31 protein-coding genes are annotated in these 22,342 nt (G+C 43.0%); 16 read left to right on the top strand and 15 right to left on the bottom strand.

What is annotated here, in order from left to right:
• Positions 1-89: 89 nt before the first annotated feature.
• The 3 genes from ACZ5NL_RS01320 to ACZ5NL_RS01330 are packed head-to-tail and all read right to left on the bottom strand — an operon-like array spanning position 90 to position 1,612.
• Positions 90-845 (bottom strand): 7-carboxy-7-deazaguanine synthase QueE, encoded by a 756-nt coding sequence (locus ACZ5NL_RS01320; protein ID WP_464842548.1) that lies wholly within the window; start codon positions 843-845, stop codon positions 90-92.
• A gap of 8 nt (positions 846-853) precedes the next feature.
• Complete coding sequence (locus tag ACZ5NL_RS01325) at positions 854-1,102, bottom strand: hypothetical protein (protein ID WP_058946669.1); 249 nt, start codon at positions 1,100-1,102, stop codon at positions 854-856.
• 9 nt (positions 1,103-1,111) lie between these two features.
• Entirely contained in the window at positions 1,112-1,612 is a 501-nt protein-coding gene (locus ACZ5NL_RS01330) for a hypothetical protein (RefSeq protein WP_464842549.1), read from the bottom strand.
• Positions 1,613-1,789: 177 nt separating this feature from the next.
• On the opposite strand from ACZ5NL_RS01330, the gene ACZ5NL_RS01335 reads away from it, so the two are divergent.
• Positions 1,790-2,350, top strand: a complete 561-nt coding sequence (locus ACZ5NL_RS01335; RefSeq protein ID WP_252743331.1) for a CBS domain-containing protein — start codon at positions 1,790-1,792, stop codon at positions 2,348-2,350.
• Positions 2,351-2,394: 44 nt separating this feature from the next.
• Here ACZ5NL_RS01335 and ACZ5NL_RS01340 read toward each other — a convergent pair whose 3' ends face one another.
• Together ACZ5NL_RS01340 and ACZ5NL_RS01345 are read right to left on the bottom strand one after the other, a co-directional pair.
• Complete coding sequence (locus ACZ5NL_RS01340) at positions 2,395-3,744, bottom strand: RNA-guided endonuclease InsQ/TnpB family protein (protein ID WP_464842552.1); 1,350 nt, start codon at positions 3,742-3,744, stop codon at positions 2,395-2,397.
• Between the two features lie 357 nt (positions 3,745-4,101).
• Complete coding sequence (locus ACZ5NL_RS01345) at positions 4,102-5,301, bottom strand: proteasome-activating nucleotidase (RefSeq protein WP_087037816.1); 1,200 nt, start codon at positions 5,299-5,301, stop codon at positions 4,102-4,104.
• 275 nt (positions 5,302-5,576) lie between these two features.
• Here ACZ5NL_RS01345 and ACZ5NL_RS01350 point away from each other — a divergent pair, with 275 nt between their 5' ends.
• Entirely contained in the window at positions 5,577-6,254 is a 678-nt protein-coding gene (locus ACZ5NL_RS01350; RefSeq protein WP_464842553.1) for a metal-dependent hydrolase, read from the top strand.
• A gap of 45 nt (positions 6,255-6,299) precedes the next feature.
• Positions 6,300-7,310 carry a cell wall-binding repeat-containing protein gene (locus ACZ5NL_RS01355; RefSeq protein ID WP_464843515.1) on the top strand — a complete coding sequence of 337 codons (1,011 nt, stop codon included), beginning with the start codon at positions 6,300-6,302 and terminating at the stop codon, positions 7,308-7,310.
• A gap of 82 nt (positions 7,311-7,392) precedes the next feature.
• Here the strand turns inward: ACZ5NL_RS01355 and ACZ5NL_RS01360 are convergent, their stop codons facing one another.
• The 7 genes from ACZ5NL_RS01360 to ACZ5NL_RS01390 form a co-directional block, all read right to left on the bottom strand.
• Entirely contained in the window at positions 7,393-7,539 is a 147-nt protein-coding gene (locus ACZ5NL_RS01360) for a C2H2-type zinc finger protein (protein ID WP_004066221.1), read from the bottom strand.
• Positions 7,540-7,595: 56 nt separating this feature from the next.
• On the bottom strand, positions 7,596-8,405 hold the full coding sequence (locus ACZ5NL_RS01365; RefSeq protein ID WP_464842555.1) for a hypothetical protein: 810 nt from the start codon (positions 8,403-8,405) through the stop codon (positions 7,596-7,598).
• A gap of 49 nt (positions 8,406-8,454) precedes the next feature.
• On the bottom strand, positions 8,455-9,576 hold the full coding sequence (locus ACZ5NL_RS01370; protein ID WP_464842556.1) for an ATP-NAD kinase family protein: 1,122 nt from the start codon (positions 9,574-9,576) through the stop codon (positions 8,455-8,457).
• A gap of 11 nt (positions 9,577-9,587) precedes the next feature.
• Entirely contained in the window at positions 9,588-11,099 is a 1,512-nt protein-coding gene (locus ACZ5NL_RS01375; protein WP_464842557.1) for a potassium channel family protein, read from the bottom strand.
• Positions 11,100-11,112: 13 nt separating this feature from the next.
• Positions 11,113-11,511: a ParB/RepB/Spo0J family partition protein gene (locus tag ACZ5NL_RS01380; protein ID WP_087037808.1), complete on the bottom strand. Its 399-nt coding sequence runs from the start codon at positions 11,509-11,511 to the stop codon at positions 11,113-11,115.
• Positions 11,504-12,181 carry a class I SAM-dependent methyltransferase gene (locus tag ACZ5NL_RS01385; RefSeq protein ID WP_464842559.1) on the bottom strand — a complete coding sequence of 226 codons (678 nt, stop codon included), beginning with the start codon at positions 12,179-12,181 and terminating at the stop codon, positions 11,504-11,506. Before ACZ5NL_RS01385 ends, ACZ5NL_RS01380 begins: the two co-directional genes overlap by 8 nt.
• A 99-nt stretch (positions 12,182-12,280) precedes the next feature.
• On the bottom strand, positions 12,281-12,955 hold the full coding sequence (locus ACZ5NL_RS01390) for an adenylate kinase (protein WP_464842560.1): 675 nt from the start codon (positions 12,953-12,955) through the stop codon (positions 12,281-12,283).
• Positions 12,956-13,012: 57 nt separating this feature from the next.
• On the opposite strand from ACZ5NL_RS01390, the gene ACZ5NL_RS01395 reads away from it, so the two are divergent.
• On the top strand, positions 13,013-13,462 hold the full coding sequence (locus tag ACZ5NL_RS01395) for a single- stranded DNA-binding family protein (protein WP_464842561.1): 450 nt from the start codon (positions 13,013-13,015) through the stop codon (positions 13,460-13,462).
• Here ACZ5NL_RS01395 and ACZ5NL_RS01400 read toward each other — a convergent pair whose 3' ends face one another.
• Both ACZ5NL_RS01400 and ACZ5NL_RS01405 read right to left on the bottom strand, forming a co-directional pair.
• Entirely contained in the window at positions 13,463-13,987 is a 525-nt protein-coding gene (locus tag ACZ5NL_RS01400) for a TIGR00288 family NYN domain-containing protein (protein WP_464842562.1), read from the bottom strand.
• The gene (locus ACZ5NL_RS01405) at positions 13,938-14,489 is read right to left on the bottom strand and encodes a TIGR00288 family NYN domain-containing protein (protein WP_152881231.1); all 552 of its coding nucleotides are present in this window, start codon (positions 14,487-14,489) and stop codon (positions 13,938-13,940) included. The genes ACZ5NL_RS01400 and ACZ5NL_RS01405 overlap by 50 nt, the downstream gene beginning before the upstream one ends.
• A 119-nt stretch (positions 14,490-14,608) precedes the next feature.
• On the opposite strand from ACZ5NL_RS01405, the gene ACZ5NL_RS01410 reads away from it, so the two are divergent.
• The 8 genes from ACZ5NL_RS01410 to ACZ5NL_RS01445 are packed head-to-tail and all read left to right on the top strand — an operon-like array spanning position 14,609 to position 18,454.
• Positions 14,609-15,214 (top strand): Na+/H+ antiporter subunit E, encoded by a 606-nt coding sequence (locus ACZ5NL_RS01410; protein WP_464842564.1) that lies wholly within the window; start codon positions 14,609-14,611, stop codon positions 15,212-15,214.
• A complete protein-coding gene (locus ACZ5NL_RS01415) occupies positions 15,190-15,465 on the top strand; it encodes a monovalent cation/H+ antiporter complex subunit F (RefSeq protein WP_252743346.1) in 276 nt (91 codons plus the stop codon). The genes ACZ5NL_RS01410 and ACZ5NL_RS01415 overlap by 25 nt, the downstream gene beginning before the upstream one ends.
• Positions 15,462-15,776 (top strand): monovalent cation/H(+) antiporter subunit G, encoded by a 315-nt coding sequence (gene mnhG, locus ACZ5NL_RS01420; protein WP_464842566.1) that lies wholly within the window; start codon positions 15,462-15,464, stop codon positions 15,774-15,776. Before ACZ5NL_RS01415 ends, mnhG begins: the two co-directional genes overlap by 4 nt.
• On the top strand, positions 15,757-15,987 hold the full coding sequence (locus ACZ5NL_RS01425) for a hydrogenase subunit MbhD domain-containing protein (RefSeq protein ID WP_464842567.1): 231 nt from the start codon (positions 15,757-15,759) through the stop codon (positions 15,985-15,987). Before mnhG ends, ACZ5NL_RS01425 begins: the two co-directional genes overlap by 20 nt.
• Complete coding sequence (locus ACZ5NL_RS01430) at positions 15,984-16,229, top strand: hypothetical protein (protein ID WP_252743349.1); 246 nt, start codon at positions 15,984-15,986, stop codon at positions 16,227-16,229. The genes ACZ5NL_RS01425 and ACZ5NL_RS01430 overlap by 4 nt, the downstream gene beginning before the upstream one ends.
• Entirely contained in the window at positions 16,226-16,648 is a 423-nt protein-coding gene (locus ACZ5NL_RS01435; protein ID WP_042699381.1) for a Na(+)/H(+) antiporter subunit B, read from the top strand. The genes ACZ5NL_RS01430 and ACZ5NL_RS01435 overlap by 4 nt, the downstream gene beginning before the upstream one ends.
• A complete protein-coding gene (locus ACZ5NL_RS01440; protein ID WP_042699383.1) occupies positions 16,641-16,934 on the top strand; it encodes a cation:proton antiporter subunit C in 294 nt (97 codons plus the stop codon). Before ACZ5NL_RS01435 ends, ACZ5NL_RS01440 begins: the two co-directional genes overlap by 8 nt.
• Positions 16,931-18,454 carry a proton-conducting transporter transmembrane domain-containing protein gene (locus tag ACZ5NL_RS01445; RefSeq protein ID WP_464842568.1) on the top strand — a complete coding sequence of 508 codons (1,524 nt, stop codon included), beginning with the start codon at positions 16,931-16,933 and terminating at the stop codon, positions 18,452-18,454. Before ACZ5NL_RS01440 ends, ACZ5NL_RS01445 begins: the two co-directional genes overlap by 4 nt.
• Here ACZ5NL_RS01445 and ACZ5NL_RS01450 read toward each other — a convergent pair.
• Positions 18,437-18,844: an ACT domain-containing protein gene (locus ACZ5NL_RS01450; RefSeq protein WP_464842569.1), complete on the bottom strand. Its 408-nt coding sequence runs from the start codon at positions 18,842-18,844 to the stop codon at positions 18,437-18,439. The genes ACZ5NL_RS01445 and ACZ5NL_RS01450 overlap by 18 nt on opposite strands.
• A gap of 193 nt (positions 18,845-19,037) precedes the next feature.
• Here ACZ5NL_RS01450 and ACZ5NL_RS01455 point away from each other — a divergent pair, with 193 nt between their 5' ends.
• The 4 genes from ACZ5NL_RS01455 (at position 19,038) to speE (ending at position 22,274) form a co-directional block, all read left to right on the top strand.
• Positions 19,038-20,183: a cation:proton antiporter gene (locus tag ACZ5NL_RS01455; RefSeq protein ID WP_464842571.1), complete on the top strand. Its 1,146-nt coding sequence runs from the start codon at positions 19,038-19,040 to the stop codon at positions 20,181-20,183.
• Positions 20,184-20,395: 212 nt separating this feature from the next.
• Complete coding sequence (locus tag ACZ5NL_RS01460; RefSeq protein WP_464842572.1) at positions 20,396-20,872, top strand: pyruvoyl-dependent arginine decarboxylase; 477 nt, start codon at positions 20,396-20,398, stop codon at positions 20,870-20,872.
• Between the two features lie 73 nt (positions 20,873-20,945).
• Positions 20,946-21,317, top strand: a complete 372-nt coding sequence (gene speD / locus ACZ5NL_RS01465) for an adenosylmethionine decarboxylase (RefSeq protein ID WP_042699395.1) — start codon at positions 20,946-20,948, stop codon at positions 21,315-21,317.
• A 111-nt stretch (positions 21,318-21,428) separates the two neighbouring features.
• On the top strand, positions 21,429-22,274 hold the full coding sequence (speE, locus tag ACZ5NL_RS01470) for a polyamine aminopropyltransferase (RefSeq protein WP_464842573.1): 846 nt from the start codon (positions 21,429-21,431) through the stop codon (positions 22,272-22,274).
• Positions 22,275-22,342: the final 68 nt, after the last annotated feature.

A 22,342-nucleotide genomic window follows, 5' to 3' on the forward strand; every position in this document is an offset into this window, starting at 1 on the left:
AGCTTCGTCGATCCCGGGCATCAGTACCCCAAAGGCCAATCTACATCATCGCCTAAGAAAAATTCCATGAGCAGTTTAAAAAATTCACCTCAAAGGACGTTTAGATACTTATGCACCTGAAAGCTTAGACCAACGTTTTCTCTTCCCATTATCTTTGCAGCGATGTTGTAAAGCCTCATAAGCTGATGTTGGGAAATATCAATCGGTTCTTTGGGCTGTATGGCAAGAGGAGCAATGCCTTTCAACAGCTCTGCGTACCATCTCACATTTTCTTCTTTTGTGTCTTTTGTGACCACGAGCTTTGCATAAGTCTTTGCCCCTGCTTTCTTAAGTATCCTAATGCTCTCTACCTCTCTGAGCACCAGCTCTCGCCAATTTTTACTTGCTTTGGTGGTCTCATCTTTTATATCAATACTCGCGTAATCTACAAGATGGGCAACTTCTCCTATTCTCTCCGGCCTGCTCCCATTGGTCTCTAAGAAGTTTTTAAATCCCAAATCGTGCATCCCCTCCATGAGGGCGTAGAGGTTCTTTGTCTGCAGAGTTGGCTCGCCGCCGGTGTAGCTTATTGAGTGTATATCTCCGGTGTCCAGCTTTAAGATAACATCAACAACTTCTTCAAGCTTTGCCGGGTTGGGCTTGTACTCAAACTTTCCAGTAAACGGTTCCACTTCGTAGCGCCACCTTGGAACGTTAGAAGCGAGGATATAGCTTGCGGAGTCGCACCAGATGCATCTAAGGTCACAGCCAGCGAATCTAACAAAAATCTGCCTTCTACCAAAGGCACTTCCCTCTATACTTCCCCCTTCTCCTTGCCAGCTGTTGAAGATTTCAGCTAAGAACATGGAATCACCTAAAGCTCTATGCCCTTCACCTTGTCACTCACGTATCCTTCAAGTATTTCAATCTTGACGCTTCTATTTTCTCCAGTCAGATCTGCCATAAGCTCTACTCCTCTAGCGTAGTCCCAAAGTCTTCTTTTTGCTTCTTCATCAATAGCCTCGCACATAATAATGATCTCCCTCGGATCCTCTTTGCTTGCTATTTCTATGACCTTCATAGCATCGCTAACGGTAAAGAGCCCCTTTTTCTTAAACAGCATTTCCCTCACCTACACGTACTTCATCAAAATAGAGACAGCCTCTTCCAGAACATGTCTATCTTCGGCGTCTACAACGTTCTCTAAGTAATAGAGACCCTTTATATTAAGAATTATGTAAGCCTCGTCTCTATCCAAGCCAAGGTCATAGGCTTCATAGTAAACCCTTTCCTCTCCCAGGGCTTCGTTAAGCATCTCAACGAAATAGTTTATCTCATCCGTCGTTAAGTCCTCCCATTTGCTCTCCATCTCGTCAAAGTACCTCTCAAGGGTTCTTAGGGTTTCCAAATCAACTTTAAGCGTCCCCTCTACGTATGGGAACTCCCCAACCCTGAATATCTTCACGCCTTCATCGTCCCTTATGCCCACATAATCCCATAGGAGAACTCCTTCAATGACATTGACTCCGTATCTGCTCGCGAGATATGTAAACCTTTCCATAGCCTCTTCCATATCCTCCAAAAACTCCTCTTCATTGGTAAATCTAACTACTTTACTTACCGTGCCGGCCATACTTTACACCTTGAAGATTCATCATTCCCTAAGGGTTATAAGTCTTTAGGGCTAATGTTTATTGCCCGAGGAGTATTGGGTTGCGATGACCTCGGGACCCCCAGGGGGGCGACATCCCTAACGCCCCCCTACTAAAGTTTTTAAAACTTTGGCTGCATTAATAACTGGTGGTTATTTATGGTTATCATCCCCAAGCCCATCGACCCACGGGAGATAAAGAAGCTTAGAAAGGAACTTGGCATAACACAAGAAGAGCTTGCGGAAAAAGCAGGGGTTACGCAGGCTTACATAGCAAAACTTGAAAGCGGTAAAGTTGATCCTAGATTATCTACTTTCAATCGAATTCTCCAGGCTTTGGCTGAGTGTAAAAAGGCTCGGTTTAGGGCCAAGGAAATAATGTCTTCTCCCATAATAGGAGTCAAACCATATGAAACGGTTGAAAACGTTGTTAGGCTGATGAACAAACACAACATTTCCCAAGTTCCCGTAATAGCAGGCAATAAGGTAGTCGGTTCTGTTACGGAAAAGACTCTCGTTAGGAAGAGCTTTGAATATGAAGACTTGCTTTCAAAGAAGGTTATGGAGATTATGGATGAGCCTTTTCCAATAATAAATGAGGATGAAAGCATTGAAGTTGTAAAGTACCTCCTCGAAGAGCATCCGGCAGTTATAGTCCAGAACAGAGAAGGCAAACCCGTGGGAATAATAACTCGCTCAGATCTGTTCAAAATAAAATAAGAAGTCAGCTCGAAGAAGGCACAAGAGTAAACTCGAAGAGAAGTTCACCAGTTGTTGCATTCTGACCTCCTCCCCGCCGTGAACGGCGAGAGTTCAGCTTTAACCCCTCGCCAATGACGGGAAGGTTTGAGGGGTCTCATTAAAGCCCAGGTTAAAGTGGGCTTCGACCCCTCTGGGACGGCCTTGCCCCAATTACCCCTACCTCCCGACAAAGCCGAGAGGCTCGGGGTTATAGTTTTTACCGCTTTTCTCAAAATGTTGAAAGCTCCAACCAAGTCCGAGTTAAAGATAAGGCCCGTTGCGGGACACTTAAAAAGTCCTCTAACAAACCTCGCCCCTTTGTGGGGCTTCCCGCAAACGGGGCACGTTTTTGAAGTGAAAGCCTCATCAACGACAATAACGGAAATACCATACTCTTCCGCAACTTCTCTCAAGCGTTTAATCACCGTGTTAAACCGCCAGATGTGAGAGAGAAGATAATTCTGCCTTCTACCCTTATCAGAGTTCCTTGCTATTCCCTTTGGATAACCGAGTACAATTCTGGAGACACCCATCTGGTAGAGCCTCTCAACGGTTTGTCTTACCGCCGTGTTGATGTAGTGTTTGGCTTGGAGTTTAGCCTTTTGGTGCATTCTGGAGAGTTTCCTACTCTTCTTAGCTCCCGATTTGTTGATTTTTGACTGATAATCCGCAATCCTCTTCCGCCAGTAGAAGGCTATGCTTTTCATCGGTCTTCCATTGACTAAGAAACTTTCCCCGTTTTCAACGTAAACGGCCATCAAGTTATTCACTCCCAAGTCAATTCCAGCGGAGAGGTTTCCTAAGGGTTGCCTTGGGAGTTCAACCCATTCCTCTCCCTGAAGTTTCTTCTCCACGGTGATGCTGATGTGAGCATACCATTTCCGCCTTATCGGGTCGTAGGTTATTTCTAACCTTCCCTGTTTTCCCTTTAAGTGAATTCTACCTTTAAACTGGACTTCTAAACGCTTGAATTTGCCAAGGCCTTTGAGGATTAGTTTGTTCCCCTCAATTTTGTACTGGTCGTTCCTGAGGACTATAAGATAGTTTCCCTTGATGTAGTTTGGTGGTTTGGGCTTGAGCCAGTTGGGGAGTTCTCCGTTCCGCTTGTTCCTCAGAAGAGTGAAGAAGCTTCTCCAAGCTTCGGCGTTCTTTCTGCAAATTTGCTGGGATGTCGCCGAGCCTATCTTGCCTTTGAACTCTTCATAAACTATTTTCTCGGTTTTGAGAAAATCAACGGGTTTGCCTTCAAAGAACTCCTGTCTCCGTAAATAGTTCACCCTATTCCAGACTTTGGAGCTGATGAGGACTAACTCTTTGAGTGTTTTCTCTTGGGCTTTTGAAGGCTGGAGTTTTACTGTTACTGCCCTCTTCATCACATTAAGTAGTATATTTTTTCGGCTTTAAAAAAGTTACGCTTTCCTGTTTTTAGGCTGGTCTTTCGATTACTGCATCCCCGCCCTAAATGGCGAGGCTTTCAAAAGAAAAAAGTAAGCCAAGCCGTTCTGCCTACACGTTGCTTTCGAATAAAGTGTTAATTTCGTAACGGGTAGGCTTCCTCCTCTTGTCTTCATTGGCTGGCTTTCGGGGGACGGTACCTCCTCAGATCTTTAGAGCTTTTAAGCGAACATTCCAACTCCCAACAATGTCCCTTAGCATTGTTAAAATAGCATTGAAAATATTTAAGGCTTCCTGCAGAAAAAAGAGAGAAAACTGGGCAAGACTTTTTGAGATCAACCGTACATAACTTCGTGTGAAGCTATCTGCTGAGCTAATCTTTCCTCCGAGCCAAGAACTTTCTCAACAGCCTTTATAAAGTCCTCATGAGTTACGTATTCTCTTCTCGCCCTGATGGCAAACATTCCTGCTTCGGTTACAATTGCCTTAAGATCTGCACCGCTTGCCCCTTCTGTCATCTCCGCTATGGCTTTGAGATCAACGCCCTTAAGGTTCATCTTTCTCGTGTGGACTTTAAGGATCTCCCATCTTCCTTTGAAGTCCGGTAGGGGAACTTCTATTAGTCTATCGAATCTTCCCGGTCTAAGTAAAGCTGGATCAAGAATGTCAGGCCTGTTTGTAGCGGCAATAACCTTAACATTGCCCCTCGGATCAAAGCCATCTAGTTCAGCCAAGAGCTGCATTAAAGTTCTGTTAACCTCCCTCTCTCCACCAGTTGTTTCGTCCAACCTCTTTGCACCTATTGCGTCTATCTCATCAATGAAAACTATTGACGGTGCTTTTTCTCTTGCCAATTCAAAGAGCTCGCTAACTAATCTAGCGCCTTCTCCTATGTACTTCCTTACAAGTTCACTGCCAACGACCCTTATGAAGGTTGCATTTACTTCGTGAGCTAGTGCCTTTGCCATTAGGGTCTTTCCACAGCCGGGAGGACCGTAGAGAAGTACCCCTTTAGGTGGTTCAATCCCAACCCTTTCAAAGAGCTCAGGGTGCTTGAGTGGAAGCTCTATAGCCTCTCTTAGCTCCATAAGTTGCTTTTTCAATCCACCTATGTCATTGTAGGTGACCTTAGGTCTTTCAATTACCTCAAAACCCAACACAGATGGGTCTTTTTGGGACGGTAAGAGTTCTATAACCGCCATTGTTCTTTGATCCAAGGCAACTCTGGCACCAGGCTTTAGCTTCTCCCTTTCTATCCACGGTGCAATTCTCACAACGAACCTTGGGCCATTGTAGTTTTGAACAATAGCCCTATCTTCATCCAAAAGCTCAATTAAAGTACCAGCAAAGGCTGGAGGTTGCCTCAGTCTGGACATCTCCATCCTTAAGCGTGAAAGCTCCCTCTCAAGTCTCTCCTTATCAGCCTCAAGCGTTCTCACTTGGAGTTCAAGCTGTCTTATTCTACGCTTGAGATAGTAAACGTAATCGTCATACCCCTCTTCGTGCTTCACGTTGACATCTTCAACATCGCTCATAATCTAAACCCTCCTGTATATAACTATGAAGAAGAACCTTATTAACTTACCCATACACTCTCCCTGTGAGTAGGAATTCTAAAGAGCTTATAAACTTTTGGTTTATGAATGCCCTTTCAAAAAACGTGAAACCTTCTCTATAGACAAACCGCCCATTTTGACCTTGATTTTGGCCGATCACATATTAAAACGGAAAACTTCACCTTCGAATTGTTCGAAAGGTTTAAGTAATCTTTTGTTATTATTTGTACTCGGACGTTTAGGGAGGTGGTATGATGGTGAAGGTAAGGTTTCTAGGGCATGCGGCATTTGAAATAGAGGGAGAAGGAAAAAGAATACTAATAGACCCATTTTTGACCGGGAACCCAAATGCAGCAGCAAAACCTGAGGACTTTGATAAGGTTGACCTGATTCTTGTAACCCATGCACACGGAGATCACGTTGGTGATGCAGTAAAAATTGCCCAAAAAACTGGGGCAAAGATAGTAGCAATGTACGACATAGCCAACTATCTTGTAGAAAACAACAAGGGTATAACGACAATAGGAATGAACTACGGCCCAACTGAGGTTGAAGGGGTCAAAATAATTCAAGTTCCGGCATGGCATTCAAGCAGCGACGGAAAATACAGCATTGGAAACGCCTGCGGATACATCATAGAACTTGAAGGAAAGAAAATCTACCACGCTGGAGACACCTATGTTTTCAAGGACATGGAGCTCTTCGCTGAGCTTTATGGGATAGATCTTGCCTTGCTTCCAATAGGGGGGCACTTCACGATGGGACCCAAAGAGGCGGCAAAGGCAGTTGAACTCCTCAAGCCGAAATACGTTATACCAATGCACTATGGAACTTTCCCACCAATAGCTAGGGATCCAGAAGAATTCAAAGAGCTTGTTGGGGACAAAGCAGAGGTCGTTATACTAAAACCAGGAGAAGTCTTTGAGCTTTGAAAAACCTTTTAAACTTTCTTTTTTAGCTTCAATGTGGTGAGTGTATTGAGGACTAAGTATATCGCATTAACAATCATTGCGGCCTTAATACTTGCCTCTTTCATAGCCATCCCGATTTATGCTCAGCAGGAAGAGAATAGACCTGAGTACGACCTAATAATAGTTAGAAACGATGACCTCATAGATTATATTACCGTTCAACCCTATGCGAGACTTCTTAATATTCCTGTTCTTCCCGTTAATCCCCAAAAGTTGGATGAAAAGACATGGGCTCAGCTTTATTCATACATCCAGTTAGGGTGGAAAAAAGTCCTGATAGTTGGGAACTCAAACGCGGTTAGCAAGGAAGTTGAGGACGAGCTCCTTAAGATGGGGTATAGCGTTACGAGGATAGGAGGGGATGTGAGGACTGAAACAGCGGAAAAATTAGCTGTTCACTTTTACCCTCAAGGGTCAAAAGCAGTGGTTCTGGCTAGTGCTTTGGATTACGGCTCTGCCCTTGCTGCATCAAAGTTTGCAATGGAATATACTCTACCACTCTTACTAACTTTAGAAAACGATCTCTCAGAGCACGCAATCGCGGGGTTAAACCATCTAAAGCCAAACCTTGTTATTCTGGTTGGAACAGGATTGAATGAGACTATTGAAGTAAAGCTGAAAAATATGGGATACGAAACCTACTGGCTCGGAAAGAACGTAGAAAAGCCTCCCGTGTCCCCTCCAGAAAAGCCATCTCCATACAGGTATTCTCTCATAGGTGCCATACTATCACTAGCAATTGCCCTCCCGATAACACTGTACTGGGCAAAGAAGAAATGGTATTCCCACAAGATCCCTGTGGAAGTGCTGACAGAAAAGGAAAGGATTGTTGTAAAAGCCCTGATAGAACAGGGCGGAAAAGTAAAGCAAGAAGACCTTCCAGAGCTTACCGGTTACTCAAGACCAACAGTGAGCAGAATAATCCAAGAGCTTGAAAAGAAGCAGCTGGTTGAGAGAGAAAAAATCGGCAAAACCTTCATTGTCAAGCTTGTGAAGGAAATAGACCTTAAGGAATAGAGGTCAGAAAGCCCTACCGCTCATCACATCTCAGCGTCCTGACTTTTCTTCATCCCCTATATAAAGGAAGGAAAGAACAAACTCAGGCCTTTCTAAAGAGATGTCCATGGGATTTGTTTATATGCCTAATGTAATCCTTGCTCTTTCTAAAGACCATTCCGCATCTTGGACATCTAAAAAAGATCTCCCCGTCCCTGTCCTTGATTTTTATTGCCTTAAGCACCGCCACTCTCCTCCACCCCCATGCTCTAATTTAGTTATTGATTTTTAAGCTTTATCCCCCTATTAAAACCATATCCTATTCCCTTTTACCTTCAAATAACCCATTTTCTGCAGTTCTTTTAATATATCCTCTATTGCCTCTTCGTCAAAGTATATGTTTATCCTCTCCCTCCTCCCTTCTACGGTTAGAGGCTCATGCTCCAGGAGAGTTTCGATTAATTCCATTTTTGTATTCTTCTTTTCGGCTATTGTTAGTATTGTATTTGCCAGCACAGATTTTCCAATCCCCACGAACATTGCCTCAACTAAAGATTCCTCGGTAGCATATTCCTCCGCTATTTCCAAGGCCCTCTTTATCAGTTCTTCCTCAATCTCAAGGACTTCAACAAAGTACTTTCTCATAAGGGAGAGCTCAGTTGTAAGGGTTGCATCGAGCTTATCTTCTATTTCTTCCAGCACGTCTTCAAGCTCATCAATGTTAAACCTGAGCTCAATTTCAAGTTCATCAAGTTTGGGCTTTTTAACAAGCCTGAGCCTCTCTTCCCCCTCAACATATCCGTTCTCTATCAAGGCGGTTATGAGCGTTAGCTTGGGAATATTTACCTCATCAAAGAGCTCCTTAAATTCTTTCTCTTCTCCGACATTCCATTCATCCATAAGGGCATCAAAAGTTGCTCTTATTTCTTCGAGAGTATCCTCAAGTACTTCAATACCCTCAGATTTCCTAATCAGCTCACTGAACTTGTCTTTGATTACAATGAGGTGGTGAAGCTCCCATCCAAGCTCTTCCTGGGTTTTGTTCATTATCCCCTCTTTGCTGAGTTCCTTCGAAAGCTTCATCATATCCTCTTTACTAAGCACCTCAAATCTCACGTTTATCCACCAAAAATAGAAAAGGGTTCCCAAGTTATAAACCTTGAGCTTAGATAACTTTTACAATTCTCTCCGCCCAAGGAGAGATTCTAACCTTTATGTAGCCTTTAAGCCTCTCATCAACTTCCCTGTCTCCAGTATAAACCCTAATCGCCCCTTTAACTTTCGAAGGAGTTGCCACAACAATAATATTTTCCTTTGGTATATGCCTCAAAACTTCTGGAGAGAACTGCTGGTTGCCCCTACCAAAAAGAAAGTTCAAGCCCCCTACAACAGTCACAATGATTTTTGGATTTCTATGAATGTATTCCAGCAAATCTTTTTCTTGGGCGTCTTTCACGAGGAGTTTCGCTTTCCCGTTTTTTATCTCAACTATATCCACTCCTAAGAGTGTCCCGTCTATTCCAAGCATGTCTTTGAGCTTTTTTATCGTTGAGCCAGCTCCCAGAAAGTAAACCCCATCCTCAAGCTCCTCTACAATAGCTTCAGCTATTGCGTCGAGTTCTTCTTCCTCATCTACGGGAATGCTCTCTTTTGCTCCCTGCACGAGGGTTTCCATATAGGGAGTTAAGGCCTTTCCATAGGGCTTTGCTCTCACTTCATCGTGTCTGTATGCATTCTCATCAAGGTCGAGGATTTCCCTTTCCACAAGCTTTGCGTTTCCTTTTGCGAACGCAACAAGAAGTTTTGCAGCATCTTCTGGAGAGGTGGCAAAAACCCCTGAGAACATCTTAACTCCGGTTGGAATTCCAAGAATGGGCTTTTCCTTGTCTATTGCTTCATATATATCCCTTGCTGTTCCATCCCCTCCTGCAAAGAGCAGTATATCTACTTTGTCCTTCATTAGCCTAGCGAGTGTTTTTGTATCCTCCTTTGTGGTATCCGGAATTTTAACTCCCGATATTTCTCTATATTTGATCTCTCTGTGCTTAATAACTTTATAGGGAAAGCTGAACTCTTTAAGGGCATCCTCTCCCAGTCCATCATGCCCTGTTAAAAATTTAACATCAACATCATAATGAGAAAGCTCATTTAAAAAGAGCTTTGTAAAATCAAGCGCCACAGGCTTTGCTCCTCGTTTTATAGCTTCCTCTACAACCCCATCAGTCCCTTTAAGGGCAACTCTGCCACCCATTCCAGCTATTGGATTTACTATCAAGCCTACTATCATTTTTCTCACCTTTATCTCATGTATTTCCTTGCAAAGACCGTCAGGAAGACAGCCCACATGAACATGCCGAAAAGGGCCTCGACTGAAGCAATTACCCTTCCAATACCAACGGGATGAAGGTCTCCATAACCGAGGGTTGTTGCCGTCACTACACTAAAATATTCATAGTCAAGAAAGCTCTTCAGCGGCACACCGGAGCTTGTGACGCTTTTTGTGAAATAGAAGAGAACCGGAAATACTAGATTGACCATAAATATCCAAATAACAATTGGCCTTTTCCAATCTGTTCCGTATTTGCACGTCAAATCAGCAAAAAACCACTCAAAAAGGCCTTCCAAAAGATGGAAGTAGTGTTTTATTTTGGTTCCAATTCTACCAAGAGGGAGGTGCGGGAGGCGTACTCTGATTCCGAGCTTGGGCAGGTATGTCACGTATCTTCCCATCTTCTGCTTTCTTCTGGCAAGCATCTCCAAATAGTAATATTCATCCGCCTTTTCTTTGTCACCGCTTTTTTCCCACGTAATCCTTGCCAGACGGTAGAAAAATTCCTCCATTGCCGGGTTATTGAAGCTGCACTCTTCAAGAATCACGAACCCTCTCACACTCAACTCTGCCAGAAGGTTTGGAAGTACCGTTAAGTTCCATGTTGTATCCCCATAAAATACAACGCCCCTAAAGACCAGATTATTGTAAATTGTGGTGTGTACAAACTCAGGAACTTTTAACCTCCCACCTCTTATCTCAACATGTCCTGGAACTTCAAGGTTCTCAAGTTGAAGAACCCCATCAAAGTTTCTAATAAATACTCTAACCTGCCTCTTAAACCTAGGACTGGGGTCAAATTCTACATTTTTTATGAGAAAAATCCTTGCCTTTACATGCTTCCTTGACATTCCGGATAGGTTTATTCCATGTTCCTCTAAAAGTTCCTTAAGCAGAGGGTATCTGGAGTTTACTCCTATCCTTCTAACGTTTTTGAGGTCTGAGAATTCTATTCTCCCGTGGATTGTTTCCTTTTCCCCATATTCTTCCTCACCTGATATAGCTCGCTCCGCATACTGAACGGAATTCATCATCAAATATCGAACCGTGCTGTTCTTCACAGAAATTGAGTTCTCAAACTTGATATCAAGAATATTAAACCCAAAAAAGACAGAGTTCTTTACCCATACTGTTCCTATAGACGATGCCAGCAGTATAACCCTCTCAATCTCGCAGTTGAAAATGGATAGTCCTTTCAGGTTGGAATTTTCAACGATAAGCGTCTTTATCTTCGAGTTCTTAAAGACGAGAGGCTTCTCACTTGTTAGGTTAGAGATTTTAGCCTCATATAGCTGTACACCTTCAAAGTACCTAACTCCCCTTTCCAGTTTCCTCTTAAAGGCCCTCTCTTTAATTTCTTTTATTTTTTCTCCATAAATCAACTCACCTTCATCAAAAGGAATATGGAGTGAGCAGTACTTTGAACCCGCTAAAGACTTTGTTTTGCATTTTTCACCATTTTCAAAGATGTATTCGCACATACTCTCACCAAAGTTACTCCTTGACTATCACAATATCATCGAGACTTTTTAGTCTTGCCCTTTTCACAGATTCCTCAATTTTTATAGGAATTTCCCGGAGAGGTTTAAGGATTATTGCCTCAATTTGTGAAAAGCCCAGCTTTTTCCTGGCATAAGCTCTGTGATGACCGTCCAAGATATAATAGTTTCCCTTGTGCTCTAGAACTATAACAGGAGCATCATAACCGTGAACTATCTCTTGAAGAACCACCAAAAGCTTCTTCTCACTCAGCTCCCATTGGGTAGGTATAAGAACATCAAGGGGGAGATACTTGTGCTTTCGTTCAAACGGCACACCATAAAGGGCTTCATTTTCTTTCTTTATCCTCTCTGCTCTTTTAAATGCCTCTTCTCTGGTTATAAGTCTAATCACCTTTAACTCCCCTAACAACTATAAATGCTCCAAAGTTCTTTAGCTTATCGCTGAACTTTTGGTCAAGCTTCTCAGCAAGCCCTAAGAAGGGGAAAAATGAAGGAAAGTATATAATTCCCCTGCTCTCCACATCTCTGAAACCCGCCCCCTTCATTAGCCTTTCAAGCTCCCTTGGTGTATAAAATCTTGCATAGCGGTATGCCGTTTCCACGAAAAGACTTTTTAAGCGCTTGAAGAGGAACCATAAACTTCTACCGTTCATTGTGCCGATGATCGCTTCTCCTCCAGGTTTTAAAACACGATAAATTTCCCCAAGAGCTTTCTCGGGCTTATGTATAAACTCAAACATTGTAATGCTCAAAACTAAATCAAATGTGTTGTCTTCAAAGGGCAACGAATATGCATCTGCCCTAATGAACTTAACATTTGGGAGCTTTTTTCTTGCTATCTTTAGCATTTCTTCACTTACGTCCACTCCAACAACTTCAAACCCTCTTTTATAAAGTTCCAAGGTATAGTTACCAGTTCCGCATCCAAGGTCAAGGGCTTTTCCGCTTTTGGTTTTTATCATAGAGAATACTAACCTTTTTTCCGTTTTATCAACATAACGCCCGACTTTAGTCTTATACCACTCATCGTAGCGAGGAGCTATCTTATTGAAGTATTCCATCTTACACACCAGCTCCGCAGTACTTCTTAGTAACTACTTCCCATACGGTCGATGTTTGGATTTCAAGAAAAGATTAAAAATTTTAGCCGATATTTCTTATCATCTAAACTCTTTTCTCTTTCGTTCCCTGTTCCATATGTAGTCCAATAGGGGCCTTATTCTCTCCCAGACTTCCTCAATTCCCCCGTGCCCGTTTATCTGCACGTAAACTCCCTGCTTCTTGTAAAACTTAATGATAGGTTCCATGTTGTTGATATAAATGTCGTATCTTCTGGAGACTATCTCTGGTCTGTCGTCATCTCTCTGTGCAACCTCTCCCCCGCAAATGTCGCATTTTCCGGAAACTTTTGGCGGGTTGTATTTTATGTGGTATACTGCCCCACAGTTCTTGCATATCCTCCTTCCAGAGATTCTCGTTATGCTTTCCTCCTTTGAGATGAAAATGTCTATTGCGAGGTCTATCCTAATGCCGTGGTCGTAGAGGAAGTTCTCAAGGGCTAATACTTGCTCAGCCGTTCTTGGGTAGCCATCAATGATGAAGTTCTCTCTCTTTCTTCTTAATTTCGACAGTACTAGGGTGTTTATAACTGTATCAGGCAGAAGCTCTCCCTTTTCTATGTATTTCTTCATCTCCAGGCCAAGGGCGCTTCCTTTGTTTATCTCCGCCCGGATTATATCCCCAGAAGCTATGTATTCAAGGCCGTATTTCTCAACAATTCTCCTAGAATGTGTCGACTTCCCAGAACCCGGAGGGCCAAAAATCAAAATGTTCATGTGATCACCAATATGGATATATATTTCCAGTACATTAAAGCATTATGGTGATGCTTCATGCCCAAACTTTCAACTGGGTTTGTTAGGGCAAGCGGCTATGCCAACAAAATTAGAAAAGTCCTCTTTGCATTAACACGCGGTAAGCTCAACCCTGAGGAGGTTATAAGGGCTTCTGCCCAGCTAAACCAGTATCTCTTTGATAAACTTCAAGAAATGGGCGTAAAAAAAGAAGACGTTGTGAGAATTTCAATAGAGTTCACCATCAAAAATGGAGAGATAGAGTGGGACTATGACACGCTAAGAATCGAGGTCTACAAGAAGGAAGAAGAGGAGAAGCTTGCTGAAGCTATGAAGGAGGTCGAAGAAAGCGAGAAAGCTTTAGAGATTGCGATAGAGGAGCTGAGCAAACTTTCGGAGAAACTGAGAGAGCTCAGTGATGAAATTGCTCAGACTGTTGAGAGACTCAAAAGAGAACATACCTCCCTAAAACTTGAGTTCGAAAAGTAGTTATTCATCGTATCCTTCACTCTGACCGCTTTTTCCCTCCATTTTTATCACATAATCAGCCGCATTCTGAAGTGCAATGCTAAACCCAGGCTCAACCCCTATAACTACAGTCTCCTTGCCTTTCCTTTTTGCTTCGCTTATTATTGGGAGAAAATCCGCATCCCTCGTAGCCAAGGCTATCACCTCTATATCACTGTTGTATATTAGCTCCATCGCCTCAATGGCAATCCTCACGTCTGTATCTCCAGCAACTATTATGGGCTCAAATCCTTGGTTAACAACTGCCTCAATAAGTCCCTGAGGAGCGTACTGGTTTAAGACAACCTTAGCTACTCTGATTTTTCCAACTTTCTCAAGCGCCTCTTTGATATTCTCAAGCTTAATCCCAAATTCTTTTCTCAGTATGTTGGGACCGTCTATTATCAGCCCTATGCTTTTCTTGGGAGTTTCAACTTTTTCCGGCTTCTCTTTTTCTTTAGGCTCTCTTTCTTCTCTTTTCAGTATTTTGAAGAGCGCTGTTCTCATCCACCTCACCCCTTTCAAGAATAATCACATAATCGGCGGCGTGTTTTAAAGCAGCACTAAAACCGGGTTCAATTCCAATTATGGCGGTTTCTTTTCCTTTTTCTTTTGCTTTCAAAATTATCGGAAGAAACTCAGCATTTCTTGTTGCCAAAGCAATAATATCTATATTCGGATTGTATATTTCTCTCATGGCCTCGACGGCAAGTTTTACTCCCGTCTCTCCCGCAACGATTATTGGTTCAAAGCCCTGATTTGCGACAGCTTCTATAAGTCCCTGGGGAGCATACTGGTTCAAAATGACTTTTGCCACCCTGATATTCCCCAGTTCTTCCAATGCTGCAACAATGTCTTCAAGGTGGACGTTAAATTCCTTTCTTAGAATATTTGGCCCATCTATAAGGAGGGCAATCTTCTTTCCTCTTTGGATTTTTCTTCTCATTGTTGCGATACTCTTAACTCCTTCCTTTGTCATGGAGACTATTTTCTCCCAATTGCTGGGCATCGTTATCACCGCAATCAGTATGAAAACTCTACATGGAAAAGTTATGGCTTTAAAGTATAAAAAACTTAAGGAAACGGCCGGACGAAAAGATTATAATCAATGAAAGTCTAGTAAAAAACATGAGCAGAATCCCTTTTTATCTTAGGGAAAGACTTGATGAGATAAGGCAGAGGATATTGTTTGAAACCTATGAAGCCCAAAAACTCCCAAAATGGGAACAGGTAGTCCTTACGTGGATCGCACTCTTCTCCTTCTGGATAGTGATAAGTGGGAATACACAGAGTGAGAATTTATTCATTGGGGGAATAGCAACTCTGGTAATTTCTCTTTTCATGTATGAAATGCTCACCGAAGATATAAGGCAGACGGGCCATATTGTGGAGAAGATTCTTTACATAAGTCTCTTTGTCATTCCTCAGTACCTTTTTATCATGGCATTCCGGTTAATAGAGAGCAACTTCAAAGTAGCAAAACATGCCATATTAATGGACATAAATCCGGGGATAATAAAGATCAAGACCGACCTGCATTCAGATACTGGAATAACGATTTTAGCAAACTCTATAACCCTCACCCCCGGGACTTTAACCCTTGACGTCGACAAAAAACTCGGGGAAACTTATCTTTACGTGCATTGGATAGATGTTGAAACGCTCAATAGAGAGATTGCAGGCGAGAAAATCAAGGGGGATATTGAGTCATGGTTGAAGAAAATCTTCTGGTAAGCCCTTTTGGATGGGGCGCAGTAGTGCTAGTGATTACTTCTCTGGTTTTATCGTATCGCGTACTGTTTGGACCAACCTTAGCTGACAGAATAGTCGGCATCAACACCGTAACAACAAAAACCGTAGTTATATTGGCAATATTTGCTTTCATAGCAAAAGAGTACTTTTTCTTAGATCTTGCAGTTGTTCTTCTCATGGTTAACGCTGTGGGAGGGCTGATATTAGCAAAGTACATGGAGGGAGCAAAGTGATAGAATACCTCCTTCTTCTCCTTGGAGAGTCCATAATGATATTCGGAACTCTCGGGATACTCCGCTTTCCCGATGTGTATACTCGTCTTCATGCGGCAACAAAGTGCGATACTGGTGGGGCTATGAGCATTCTCATAGCTTTGGCAATTGCTTCACAGGCTCCTCTGCTGATTAAACTGAAATTTCTCGTGCTGGCATTTTTAATAGCCCTGATAAACCCCATGGTCTCCCATGCAATAGCCAGGGGGGCTTATAAATACGGAATAAAGCCAAAAGTAGTGGTGGATATGTATGGCTGGGATAATCCTTGATGTGCTTCTCTTGACCATGATCCTCCTATCCATCGCCGTGATAGAAGAAAAGAACCTGGTTAGCGCAGTTGTTAAATACGCCTTTCTCAGCCTAGCCTTTGTTCTTGTGTTGACCCTTTTAAAGGCTCCTGACGTTGCCCTTTCTGCCATTGTTGTAGGAGCGGTTGTCATAGGCGTGTTTCTCTTTACGATTCGGGAGGTGGAAAAGTGAAGCGATTAGCTGCCATTCTTTTACTCCTAGCTCTTGCTTATGTTTTCACTGGCTTGGATTACTCCAAAAGTGAAGGGGGAAGTTACGAGTACTATATCACTAACTGGAAAGAAGTTGGAATTCCCAATTTAGTAACGGCAATCTTGGCGGATTGGAGGGCATACGATAGTTTAGGAGAAGCAACTCTCCTTTTTACAGCAATTGCGGGCTTTTACCTTCTTCTGGGAGGGAAGAAAAAATGAAGATGAGCTTGATAGTGCGAACAACAACGAAGCTCATAAGTCCATTTCTGGTGGTTTATTCCGCATATTTAATGGTCTACGGCCACCTAAGCCCGGGAGGAGGGTTTCAGGCGGGAGTCATTTTAGCTGTTAGTGTTATCCTCTTGATAACCTCTCACGGCTATAGGAGGGTTAGAAAGACTTTCAAATTCTGGGAGGTTCAGCTCATCGAGGGGATTTCAGGAGGATTTTTGGTCCTCTTGGCAACAGCTGGAGTAGTGTTTGGTGGATTTTTCTACAACTTTCTGCGAGGAGGAGAGATTGGCTCTCTCATAAGCGGAGGGACAATACCTCTCTTCAACATAGGCGTTGCATTGAAGGTTGGAGCGGCATTTACGTTCATGTTTTACATTCTGCTGAGGTGGGTGGAACGTGATTAACCCCGAACTTGCTGGAATTATAATAATCCTCATAGGACTTTATGGCCTCATGACAAAGGAAAACCTGATCAAGATAGTCCTGTCCATAAACGTAGTGTCCATAGGGCTCGTCCTCTTCTTCATCGGCACTGGATACATAGAAGGGGGGGACGTTCCAATAATGCCCAGAGAAAAAGTTGTCGATCCTTTACCCGCTACCCTTATGCTTACCACTCTCGTTGTTGATGTCGCTATAACATCTCTTGCGTTGGCATTAATCCTAAAAATGAGGAGGGAAGAAGAATGATTCCTCTTATCGTTGCATTTCCGCTTGCTGCGGCATTTTTAACCTCCATCCTTCCAGCTTTAAGAAGGGAAAAGTTCTCCAAGTATTTGTTCCTGATAGGCATGCTGTCTCCGTGGCTCAGTCTACCCCAAATAATCAATAACATCCCCTCCAATGAAGTTGTCGGAAACTGGAGCAGAATCTCTGGCATTGAAGTTGCCGTAGATACTTATAACGTCCCCTTTATAGTGGCAGAGCTTATTCTCTCGGCTTTTGTTGCCCTCTATGTGTGGAGCTATTACCCAAGAAAAATTGAAAACAAAGCCTATGTCCTTATCCTCCTTCTTCATTCGGGACTCCTGGGAGCTTTTATAAGCAGGGATCTCTTCAATTATTACATCTACATGGAGATAGCATCTGTGGCGAGCTTTGCCCTTGTGGGGATTTCAAAGGAGAAAGGAGCAAGAAGAGCAGCTTTTAAATACGCAGTTTTTTCCCTCTTAGCATCTTACATTTTCATCTTGGGGATAGGGATTATCTACCTGAAAACAGGCTACCTGAACCTAGCCCTTATAAAAGAAAATCTGGAAATGTCGAGGGAGATTAACGTGGCTTTAGCCCTATCTTTTACATCTCTGCTCTTGAAGAGCGGAATCTTCCCTCTGTACTTCTGGCTTCCAGATGCCCACTCCAAGGCAGATGCTCCAGTAAGTGCTCTGCTTTCCGGCTTGGTTGTTAAAGCCCCAACCTATGGAATGATTCTTCTCACATTGACGTTCCCAATCAATACTTCCATGCAAAAACCATTGCTCACTCTGGCGTTCCTCTCCATGTTCTTCGGCATAGCAATGGCGATTCTACAAAAAAACTCCGAAAGGCTTCTAGCGTATCATACAGTCTCCCAGATGGGCTACGTGCTTCTCGGAATAGCCCTCTTAAATCCTTTGGCTGCCGCCTACTACGCCCTAGCCCATTCTCTATTTAAAGGAGGACTTTTCTTAAGTGTAGGAAGCTTAGCGGAGCATTATGGGACTCGGGACTTGGAAAAACTATCGTATAGAAACAACAAGAGTTTAATGCTTGCAATCGTCTTGCTAAGCCTCGCTATCGGAGGTGTCAGCCCATTTATCGGAGCATTTGGGAAGGCTATGCTAATTGAGAACCTTAAAGGATTTCTGAAATACGCGTTTTATGCAGGCGGAATCGGTACGCTGGTGTCGTTTACAAAGCTCAACTATTATCTTTCGAAAAGAGGAGAAAAAATCGAAATCCCCAGGAGAAAAGAAGCGATTTCATTGTCTCTTGGAATTCTAACACTTCTCGGAGGTATCTACCTCTATCCGCATCTCAGTGTCTTCAAGGACTCCATCAGCCTTGTCATTGCCATCTTTATATTCTACCTGCTCAGGAAGCTGGGAGTCTTTGAGGTATCCTTTAAGGCTTTTACGCCGGAGCAATTCAAAACTCTGGGCAAAGAAATAAACGCCTATATGCTCCTCTTCACTGCTGTATTGCTATTATTTTTATTCAATTTCCTTTAGCGAAACTTCCATAACCTCTTCGATATTTTGCAGTTCTGCGATAAGCTCTTCTTTGCTTATATCCATCTGACTTACATCAACAACCGCAACTATTGCTCCAAGGCCAATCTGCTCCATTTCCTCAGCTTCGCTGAATAAGATGTTAACCCTATGCTTCCCAAGAGTGCCGGTAATTTTAGCCAGAACTCCGGGTTTGTCCTTAACAACGAGTTCAATCTCTACAAGTTCTTTTCCGGGAAGGGCTATCCTTTCGAGGTGGATTTCATGGAGATTAGTATCAATCTCCACCAGAAAGTAGGCATCTTTAACAAGCCCGACTTCATATGCCCATTCCAGAGGTATCTCTACCTTTCCGTTCTCTTTAATTTTCAAAATCTCGTAGTGCCTCATAAACACAAATAGCGCTTTACAGAGTAAAAACTTTTCTGTAATCTTACTCATTCTTTAACTGCCTTAACATTTGCCTTCAACGGATTATGAATATTCCGAAAATTATGTGGCAAGAAAAAATAGATATTGGACATCTGGCTAATATGATTTGCCTTTTTAGAAAACCTTTTTAATATAAGGCGACGCCAAAAAGATGGGGATGTCAGTGGAAATTGGTGTAATTGGCTATGTGTTCATCATAATTGCAGTTGCAAGGGTTCTTGCCGAGATATTTGAGCGCATAGGCTATCCCGGATTCCTTGGAGAGATCTCAGCGGGCCTATTACTGGGAAGCTTTCTCGTTTCAATGCCCAGGGAGGAGTTGAACCTTCTTGCGGAACTTGGTGTATTCTTCCTGATGATGTATGCTGGGTTGGAGGTTACTCCAGAAGAGGTCCACCTAGGCGGTAAAAAGAGCCTTCCCCTGTACATCTTAACCTACGCCTTAATGACTTTTGTAACTCTTCCTTTCACAAACTATACGCTCTCTCACGAGAACCTTATAGTCGGCTCAATACTATCTGTAGCCTCAGCCCCCATAGTTCTTAGATTGTCCAGATTTTTTGGAGGCGATTTCCTGCATGTAGCCCTCTCATATGCCGTGATAAGCGAAATTGGGGCCCTTCTCAGTTTATACCTTCTGATTAACTTTGAAGTTTACCCCTTAACGTATTTGGGCTTGCTTGTTGAGCTGCTGAAAGACGGCGTATTCTTAGGAGCCCTCTTTGGAATAAACTATTTCCTAAACGTTAAGCATAAAGTACTGATTATCCGGGCACTCAGGAATTTAAAAAGTGATGAGGCAGTTTTTGGGCTGGTAATGATTCTCGCAACCTCAATAGCACTTATCAGCGAAATGATTGGGCTTCACTTTAGTATCGGTGCTTTCGTCGTTGGACTTTTGCTTCACAGTGACCTAATAGGAACCAAGCAGTATAAGAGAGTCCACACAATAATATCTGGAGTAACCTACGGTATTTTCGCCCCAATTTTCTTTGCATGGAGAGGAATAAACTTTGAAACTGAATTCTCAGTGGAAGTGGTGTATCTCTTTGTCTTGGTCTATGTCCTCAGAATCCTCCTGACAATGGGGTTCACTTGGAACAAGGATATCAGAACAACAATAATAAGGGCCAGCGGGGTAGCTAGCTTCGGAGTCCTTGGACTGCTCGTAGGTGAGCTGGGATATGAGTATGGAGTACTGAGTCAGCACCTCTATGCACTTGCATCTTTGACCAGCATCTTAGGAATGTTTGTTTCCGTCACAATTGGAAGAATTCTATCGGCTAAAAATTCCTAGCTTTTCCACTTCATTTTTAATTTTGGGCCCGTTTAAGGGGTTCTGCAGGGACACAGGGATGTTTATTCCTTTTTGCTATTATTCTAAGCAAAGACGAAAGGTTTATAAGCAAACCTAAATGTAAAACCCAATTGATAATAAAATTACTGGTTAAATAAGCTCAAAATCGTGATTAACCTTGAAATATACGAAAAAAGGGGAGGTAAACAGATATGAGCTGGACAACTCCAAAAAAAGCCATTTTGCTCGCTGCAAGCGCTGAGGGAGGAACAAAATTAAACGCATTTGACAACGCCTTGCTCAAAATGGGGATCGGAAACGTTAACTTAGTGAAGCTCAGCAGTGTCATTCCCGCCCACATCGAGTGGATCGACGAACTTCCCAAGAACATCCCAATAGGAATGCTTCTCCCAACAGTTTACGCTCACATAGAGAGCGACGAACCGGGAGCGACAATCAGCGCTGCCCTTGGCGTGGGAATCAGCGAGGACAACAGTGGTGGGCTTATTTATGAATACAGCGGCTACTGCACCAAGGAAGAAGCCGAGAAAATGGTAAAGAAAATGGTTGAAGAAGGCTTTAGGGTCAGAGGCTGGAAGCTTAAGGAATTCAAAGCCGCCGTTGCTGAGGTAACTGTTAAGGACAAGCCCGTTGCTGCCGTTGCAGCCGTTGTTATGCTGCCCTATTGACCCTTTCAATTTATCCTACTGTCTTTAGTGAGAAAGTTAAGGGAGGTGTTGTTGATGGAGGGAGGTGAAGGCGATGGCTCAAGTAGTCGAAACCCCAATAGGAATGCACGTTGTTTTGGATCTCTACGAATGCGATCCTCAAATACTGGACGACATAGAGAAGATAGAAGAAATACTTACCAAGGCTGCTGAAGTAGCGAATGCGACTATTATTGATAAACGCTTCCACAAGTTCTCTCCTCAGGGCGTTTCTGGTGTGGTTGTCGTTTCTGAGAGCCATATCGCAATTCACACATGGCCTGAGCATGGCTATGCTGCCGTTGATGTTTACACATGTGGGGATCACACAATGCCCCTTAAAGCGAGTGAGTATATTATCAAAGAATTAAAATGTAAGAGGCCAACCGTTGTAAAGCTCGATAGAGGGCTTCTCTTTAAGGAGTGACCTCCTTTCTTTTATTACCTCCCTTAAATCCAATTTTTTGTCAAATATTCAGCAACATAAAGGCAAAAAGTTTAAAAGACATCCAATAAGCTTTCAACCGAGGTGAGCATAATGGAATTCATTGAGTGGTATCCAAGAGGATATGGTGTGGGATTTAAAGTTGTTTCAAAAATAACGGAAGCGGAGAGCGAATATCAAAAGATAGAGCTTTATGAGACTGAGGGTTTTGGAAAACTCCTTGTAATCGATGGTACTGTTCAGCTCGTTGAGCATGGCGAGAGAAGCTATCACGAGCCACTAGTTCACCCCGTTATGCTCGCTCATCCAAATCCAAAAAAAGTTCTTGTCATAGGAGGAGGAGACGGGGGAACTTTAAGAGAAGTGCTTGAGCACAAGACCGTTGAAAAGGCAATTATGGTGGAAATTGACGAGAAAGTCGTTGAGATTTCAATGAAATATTTGAAAATTGATGGAGGGCTTCTAGAGAGAGCTCTCAAAGGAGAAGAGCCGAGAGCGGAGCTCATAATAGGAGACGGCGTCGAATACATGAAGAGCCACAAAGATCACTTTGACGTCATAATCGTGGACTCAACGGACCCCGTTGGCCCTGCAAAGTTGCTGTTCAGTGAAGAGTTCTATAGAAATGCGTACGAAGCTCTGGGAGAAAAAGGTTTGTATATTACACAAGCTGGAAGCGTTTACCTCTTCACAGACGAGCTGCTTGATGCCTACAAAAACATGAAGAAGGTCTTTGACAGGGTTTACTACTTCAGCTTCCCCGTGATAGGCTATGCCTCCCCCTGGAGCTTCCTAGTTGGGGTTAAGGGCGACGTAGATTTCACAAAAATTGATTTAGATAGAGCTAAGGACCTCAACTTGCAGTACTATGATCCAGAAAGGCACGAAACTCTGTTCCAGATGCCGAAGTACGTTAGAGAACTCCTGGAAAAGGCTTGAATTTTCATTTTTTAATTTACTCTGTGAATAAAGGGCTCTTTCGCAAGGAGTATCGCTCACTTTTGTGA

The organism is Thermococcus aegaeus (genome assembly GCF_055393685.1).